This is a genomic window from Labrys sp. WJW (assembly GCF_001676615.1).
GTDB lineage: Bacteria > Pseudomonadota > Alphaproteobacteria > Rhizobiales > Labraceae > Labrys > Labrys sedimenti.
This window is the reverse complement of record NZ_LYXZ01000068.1, coordinates 40,373-46,635: the sequence shown is the minus strand read 5'-3', so window position 1 is coordinate 46,635 and position 6,263 is coordinate 40,373. Positions and strand designations below refer to the sequence as shown.

Below are 6,263 nucleotides of genomic sequence, written 5' to 3'. Positions count from 1 at the left end.
ACCGGAGCGACCGGCTCGACAGCCTGGGGAGCCAGGTCGGCAGCGAAAGCCGAGGTCGAGGTGAGGAGGAGAGCCGCGAGGGCCAAACGCATTTTCATAGTTCGATACTCCAAAAACCGGAAAATCACAGTGACTGGATATAAGCAGAAAGCGTTGACGGAGTCTGTAGCGTTTTCGCCACACCGGCTTTCGAACTGGTGACAGGCCCGCGCAGATTTCAAGGCAAAAATAAGACGGATGCGATGGCATCTTACAGTTAAAATGCAATTAAATGACTTTCGTATTCGTAAAAATTTTCCCAATAGAATTTAGGTTTCGACGTAATTCATAAAAATTCAAAGATCTATACGTGTTGTTTGAATCGAACGCCGGTGAATTAGTCGTAGGCTATCACCGCTATCGGCGGCAATGAGGGAGGATCTATGCTTGAGAGAGGCTTCATGCTGCTCTGCAGCACGTTCCGGACCAAGTCGAGCGGTTTGGCAATTGTGCAAAGAACCTGCCCCATTTGCGCCACATTCGGGGGCGGAATGTGGCGTGGGATTGCTTTGCTGCAATGAGAGGGCTGGCCTGCGCCTTTTGCATGGCTCTCCGGTTTTCTCTCAAAAAGGCACGGCAGGACCGCTGCCTTCGCCGATTTGAAGCCCGCTTCCTGCCCTGAGGCGATCTGCCAGCCATTGCTTGGCGTACTCGACCGAGGCGGCGAGCGTGCAGCCGCCTGCGAGGTTTGCAGCGACGGCCGAGGAGAGCGCGCAGCCCGTTCCATGCAGGTTTGGGGTTTGGACCCATGCCGTTGCGAAGCGCTGGGTAACGTCACGGGTGGCAAGAATGTCGACCGCTTCGCCGAGATGGCCATGCCCGCCCTTCAGCAGCACGGCCTGCGGGCCGAGGGCGAGGAGGGCCCGGGCTTGTTCGATCATCTGCGCCTCGCTTTCCGCCGGAGTGCCGTTCAGCAAGATCGCTGCTTCCGGCAGATTCGGCGTGAGACAGGTCGCCAGCGGCAGGAGATGGGTTTTGAGGGCGGCGAGCGTACCCGTTTCACCCAAGAGCCGGCCCGTCGTCGCCGACATCACCGGATCGAGCACGATGGGTATACCCCGGCCCGCGAGGCTCTCGGCGATGATGCGAGCATGGACCCCGCTGGGCACCATGCCGATCTTGACGGCGCCCACCTTGAAATCGTCGAGCACGGCATCGATCTGCGCGGCGAGTGCCTCCGGGGGGACCGCATGGATGGCGCTGATGCCGCGGGTGTTCTGCGCCGTGACGGCGGTAATGGCCGTGGTTCCGAACGCGCCGAAGGCGCGAAAGGCAGCAAGATCTGCCTGGATGCCGGCGCCGCCGCCCGAATCGGAACCGGCAATGCTGAGCGCGATCGCCGTCATGCCCTGACCGTGGCCGGCCGGGTTGCCGCCAACCACGCCTGGGTCCGCGTATCCGGATCGGGATGCCTGGTGACGTCGCTGACCATGGCGATCACATCCGCGCCTGCAGCCAGGCACCTGGGCGCTCGCTCCAGGGTGATGCCGCCGATGGCGACCAGGGGCGTGTCGCCGATCAGCCTCTTCCACTCGCCGATACGCTCGAGGCCTTGAGGGGCGAACGGCATGACCTTGAGCGTGGTGGGGTAGATGGGTCCCAGTGCCACATAATCCGGCTTGCACGCGAGCGCGCGCGCAAGTTCATGATGATCATGCGTGCTGATGCCGAGCCTCAGGCCGGCAGCACGGATGGCCGCGAGGTCGGCGGTGTCGAGGTCGCTCTGGCCGAGATGGAGGAAATCGGCGCCGGCCGTGATGGCTGCCCGCCAATAGTCGTTCACCACCAGATCGGCGCCATAAGCGCGGCAGATCGCCAAGGCGGCGCGAATATCGGGCATGACAGTCTCGTCGTCGCGGTCCTTGATGCGCAACTGCACGAGCTTGGTACCCTGCCTCACCAGGCGCTCCACCCAGTCGACGCTGTCGACCACGGGGTAGAAGGGATCGAGCCGCCAGGTCGTGTCGACGATGCTCATGTCAGCACCGCCGAATCCAGATTTGCCCGGCCGAAGACCGGCGTCGAAGGGGCCGCCATGTCGCGCGGCATCATGGGGTCGGACAGAAAGGCGAGGCGCCCGGCCTCGATGGCGAGGGCGAAGGCCCGCGCCATGGCGGTGGGATCGCCTGCCTTGGCGACGGCGGTGTTGAGCAGCACCGCGTCATAGCCGAGTTCCATGGCGTGCGCCGCATGCGACGGCGTGCCGATGCCGGCATCGACAACCAGGGGAATGTCGGGGAAATGTGCCCGCATGCTGCTGAGACCATAGACGTTGTTGAGGCCGCGCCCCGAGCCGATCGGCGCCCCCCAGGGCATCAGCACCCGGCAGCCGGATTCGATGAGACGTTCGGCGACCACCAGGTCCTCGGTGGTGTAGGGGAAGACCTCGAAGCCTTCGGAGGTGAGGATACGAGCCGCTTCCACCAGGCCGAAGACATCGGGCTGCAGCGTATCGGCCTCGCCGATCACTTCCAGCTTGATCCAGGGCGTGCCGAAGACTTCGCGCGCCATCTGCGCCGTCGTCACGGCCTCCTTCACGCTGTGGCAGCCGGCGGTGTTGGGCAACACCCGAACGCCGAGCTCGCGGATCAGGCCCCAGAAGCTCTGGCCGCTGCGTTCCCCGCCGGATTCCCGCCGCAGCGAGACGGTGACGATGCTGGCGCCGGACGCCCGCACGGCCTCGCCGAGAATGGCCGGCGAGGGATATTGCGCCGTGCCGAGCAGCAGGCGGGAGGCGAAGGGGGTGTCGTAGAAGGTGAGGGTGTCGGTCATGATGTGTTTTCCGGGTGCGCGGACGTCTCGTCCGCTCTTGGAAGCGCCGTATGTGCGGATAGGAAGATGCGGGCGAGACGCCCGCGCACCCGGAGTCATCCTCCCTGCCGGGGGGCGAGGATCTCGACGGCATCGCCGTCCTTGAGGGCGGTCCGGTCGCGATCGACGGCCCGCACGAAACGCCCGTTGATCGCGGTGGCCACCACGCTGTCGCCGAGTTCTAGCGCTTCGAGCAGGTGTGCCAGGGTGGCGGCCTCGGTTTGCTGGCGCTCGCCGTTGATGATGAGGGTCATGCGCAAACTCCTAGATGGGCTGTCCGCACGGGCAGGATCCTGTCGGCTGCTTCCTGGGCCAGAGCCGGCGAGAGCAGGAAGCCGTGGCGGAACAGGCCGTTGAGCGAGATGACGCGCCCGACCACGGTGAGGCGCGGCAGATTGTCGGGAAAGGCGGGGCGCAGCCCGGCTTCAAGCTCGAGGATCTCGGCCTCCCCGAAGGCCGGATGCAGGCTGAACGCCGCCGCCATCAGCTCCATGGTCGAGCGCAAGGTCGGCGGCCCGTCATGCTCGCTCTCGATCATGGTGGCGCCGATCATGAAGCGATGGTCGGGGCGCGGCACGATATAGAGCGGAAAGCGCGGATGCAGGAAACGCACGGGCCGGGAGAGGGTGACGCCGGGCGCGTGGACCACGATGGCCTCGCCCCGGACGCCGCGCAGATCCGGCAGTTCGGTGCGTGCGGCGAAGCCCCGGCAGTCGATCACGGCGTCGGCGTCGAGGGCGTGCGGCTCGGCCTCGGTTCCGAAACGGATGGTCACGCCAAGGTCGGCGAGGCGCCCGGCCAGTACCTGCAGCGCCCGTCTCGGGTCGAGATGGGCCTCGCGGGGGAAGAACAGGCCCTGCTGGAAGCGGCCCGCAAGGTCCGGCTCGAGTGTCGCGATGCCGGGTCCGTCCACCGGGACATGCGCCTGGGTGCGGCGGGCGAAACGGGCGATCTCGCTGCCGTCGCGGGCCGGCGCAACCACCAGCGTGCCACGCTGCACGGTTTCCCGAACATGGCGCGGCCACCAGGTGAGCGCGAGTTCGCCGCGCCGCTCGACCTCGATCTCGGCGCTTTCACGCTCGCACCAGGGCGCCAGCATGCCGCCGGCCAGCCAGGAACAGGCCTGCGCACCCAGGACTTCGCTGCGCTCCAGGATTTCGACGTCGGCGCCACGGGAAGCGCATTCCATCGCCGTGACGAGGCCGGCGACGCCGGCCCCCACCACGGTGACGCGCTTGACGTCATTCGGCCGGGACATAGAGGGCCCCGCCCTGTTCGAGGAATTCGCGCGATTTTTCAGCCATGCCCTGCCGCGCGGCTTCCTCCATAGCCCGGACCTCTTCCCGAAGATCCTGAGTGATCTTCATCGAGCAGAATTTCGGCCCGCACATCGAGCAGAAATGCGCGACCTTGTGCACGTCCTTGGGCAAGGTCTCGTCGTGATAGGTCCGCGCGGTATCCGGGTCGAGGGAGAGGTTGAACTGGTCCTCCCAGCGGAAGTCGAAGCGCGCCTGCGACAGCGCGTCGTCGCGGATCTTGGCGGCCGGATGACCCTTGGCGAGATCCGCGGCATGGGCGGCGATGCGGTAGGTGATCACGCCGGTCTTGACGTCGTCGCGGTTGGGCAGGCCGAGATGCTCCTTCGGCGTGACGTAGCAGAGCATGGCCGTGCCGAACCAGCCGATCATCGCCGCACCGATGCCGGAGGTGATGTGGTCGTAGCCCGGCGCGATGTCGGTCGTCAGTGGCCCGAGCGTGTAGAAGGGGGCTTCGCCGCAGGCGGCGAGCTGCTTGTCCATGTTCTGCTTGATCTTGTGCATGGGCACATGGCCAGGGCCCTCGATCATCACCTGGCAGCCCTTGTCCCAGGCGATCTTGGTCAGTTCGCCCAGCGTCTCCAGTTCGGCGAACTGCGCCGCGTCGTTGGCATCGGCGATCGAGCCGGGGCGCAGGCCGTCGCCGAGCGAGAAGGAGACGTCGTAGCGGCGCATGATGTCGCAGATGTCGCCGAAATGCTCATAGAGGAAGCTCTCGCGATGGCCGGCCAGGCACCAGCGCGCCATGATCGAGCCGCCGCGCGAGACGATGCCGGTGACGCGGCTGGCGGTGAGCGGCACATGGGCGAGGCGAACACCGGCATGGATGGTGAAATAGTCGACGCCCTGCTCGGCCTGCTCGATCAGCGTGTCCTTGAACACCTCCCAGTCGAGCTTGAGCGGGTCGCCGTCGACCTTCTCCAGCGCCTGGTAGATCGGCACCGTGCCGATGGGCACCGGCGAGTTGCGCAGGATCCAGGAGCGGATGTTGTGGATGTTGCGCCCGGTGGAGAGGTCCATCACGGTGTCGGCGCCCCAGCGCGTCGCCCAGACCAGCTTCTCGACTTCCTCGGCCGCACCCGAGGTGACGGCCGAGTTGCCGATATTGGCGTTGACCTTCACCAGGAAGTTGCGGCCGATCGCCATCGGCTCGAGTTCGAGATGGTTGATGTTGGCGGGCAGGATGGCCCGGCCCAGGGCGATCTCGTCGCGCACGAATTCCGGCGTGACGAATTCAGGAATGGCTGCGCCGAAATCCTCACCGTCGGCCCGGCGTCCGGCTGCGCCTTCGAGGGCTTTCTCGCGGGCGAGATTTTCGCGGAAGGCGGCGTAGACCATCTCTTCGGTGACGATGCCGGCCCTGGCGAATTCATATTGCGTGACGAGTTGGCCGTCTGCGCCGCGGCGCAGCTTGCGTTCGGCCGGGCAGGGCGCCACCAGCCGGTCGGCGGAGACATTGCCATTGTCCTCGGGCTTGACGATGCGTCCTTCGATCGCGCCGAAGCCGCGTGCGGCGATCCAGTCTTCGCGAAGGGTCGGCAGGCCCTGCTTCAGATCGATGCTGGCGCCATCCTCGGTATAGGGGCCAGAGGGATCGTAGACGCGGATAGGGGCGAGCGAGGCATCGCTCAGCGCGATCTCGCGGAAGGGCACCCGCATCTCAGGATGCGTGGCGGGAGCCGCATAGACCTTGCGGGAGCCGGCGATCGGGCCGGTGGTCACGCTTTGCGGCGCGGCGATTTTGGTTTTTGGGGTTTGGACGTTCATGGATCTCCTCCTCATTGCGAGTCATGGAGATCCGGGGCGACGATTGTCTGGGCAGAACCGGCATCTCAGCCGATTCCGGGACCTGGAGCAAATTCCTAGCGCCAAAGCCCTGTTCCCGTCCCTTCGCCGGCATGACCCGGATCAGGTTCGAAGGGTTCGGCTCTAGGCCATCTCAGCCCCGCTTGCGCAGGACACCCCTCGGAACGATTCCGAGGTTAGACCCGGAATCGGCCTGCGTCCAGAGGGAAGGATTGTCGCATTGTTTTGGAAGAAAGAGCGGTGCCACCCCTCATCCGCCCCTCCGGGGCACCTTCTCCCGCAAGGGGAGAA

6 protein-coding genes and 1 riboswitch are annotated in these 6,263 nt (G+C 65.6%); all 6 genes read right to left on the bottom strand.

The features are described 5' to 3' along the window. Window positions 1–602: 602 nt before the first annotated feature. The gene (gene thiD, locus BA190_RS31380; RefSeq protein WP_068297689.1) at window positions 603–1,385 is read right to left on the bottom strand and encodes a bifunctional hydroxymethylpyrimidine kinase/phosphomethylpyrimidine kinase; all 783 of its coding nucleotides are present in this window, start codon (window positions 1,383–1,385) and stop codon (window positions 603–605) included. Continuing rightward, window positions 1,382–2,017, bottom strand: coding sequence for a thiamine phosphate synthase (locus BA190_RS31375; RefSeq protein ID WP_068297671.1), 636 nt, complete (start codon window positions 2,015–2,017; stop codon window positions 1,382–1,384). Before BA190_RS31375 ends, thiD begins: the two co-directional genes overlap by 4 nt. After that, complete coding sequence (locus BA190_RS31370) at window positions 2,014–2,811, bottom strand: thiazole synthase (protein ID WP_068297668.1); 798 nt, start codon at window positions 2,809–2,811, stop codon at window positions 2,014–2,016. The genes BA190_RS31375 and BA190_RS31370 overlap by 4 nt, the downstream gene beginning before the upstream one ends. A 95-nt stretch (window positions 2,812–2,906) precedes the next feature. Further along, window positions 2,907–3,104 carry a sulfur carrier protein ThiS gene (gene thiS / locus BA190_RS31365; protein ID WP_068297652.1) on the bottom strand — a complete coding sequence of 66 codons (198 nt, stop codon included), beginning with the start codon at window positions 3,102–3,104 and terminating at the stop codon, window positions 2,907–2,909. Then, window positions 3,101–4,108, bottom strand: coding sequence for a glycine oxidase ThiO (gene thiO, locus BA190_RS31360; RefSeq protein ID WP_068297649.1), 1,008 nt, complete (start codon window positions 4,106–4,108; stop codon window positions 3,101–3,103). The genes thiS and thiO overlap by 4 nt, the downstream gene beginning before the upstream one ends. Then, entirely contained in the window at window positions 4,092–5,933 is a 1,842-nt protein-coding gene (thiC, locus tag BA190_RS31355; RefSeq protein ID WP_068297647.1) for a phosphomethylpyrimidine synthase ThiC, read from the bottom strand. The genes thiO and thiC overlap by 17 nt, the downstream gene beginning before the upstream one ends. A gap of 101 nt (window positions 5,934–6,034) precedes the next feature. After that, window positions 6,035–6,142, bottom strand: a riboswitch (TPP riboswitch). Between the last annotated feature and the right edge of the window lie 121 nt (window positions 6,143–6,263).

Excerpts from the sequence above, each read along its gene's own strand:
- BA190_RS31375 (WP_068297671.1), bottom strand. The coding sequence starts at position 2,017 with ATGAGCATCGTCGACACGACCTGGCGGCTCGATCCCTTCTACCCCGTG.
- thiS (WP_068297652.1), bottom strand. The coding sequence starts at position 3,104 with ATGACCCTCATCATCAACGGCGAGCGCCAGCAAACCGAGGCCGCCACC.
- thiD (WP_068297689.1), bottom strand. The coding sequence starts at position 1,385 with ATGACGGCGATCGCGCTCAGCATTGCCGGTTCCGATTCGGGCGGCGGC.
- BA190_RS31370 (WP_068297668.1), bottom strand. The coding sequence starts at position 2,811 with ATGACCGACACCCTCACCTTCTACGACACCCCCTTCGCCTCCCGCCTG.
- thiO (WP_068297649.1), bottom strand. The coding sequence starts at position 4,108 with ATGTCCCGGCCGAATGACGTCAAGCGCGTCACCGTGGTGGGGGCCGGC.
- thiC (WP_068297647.1), bottom strand. The coding sequence starts at position 5,933 with ATGAACGTCCAAACCCCAAAAACCAAAATCGCCGCGCCGCAAAGCGTG.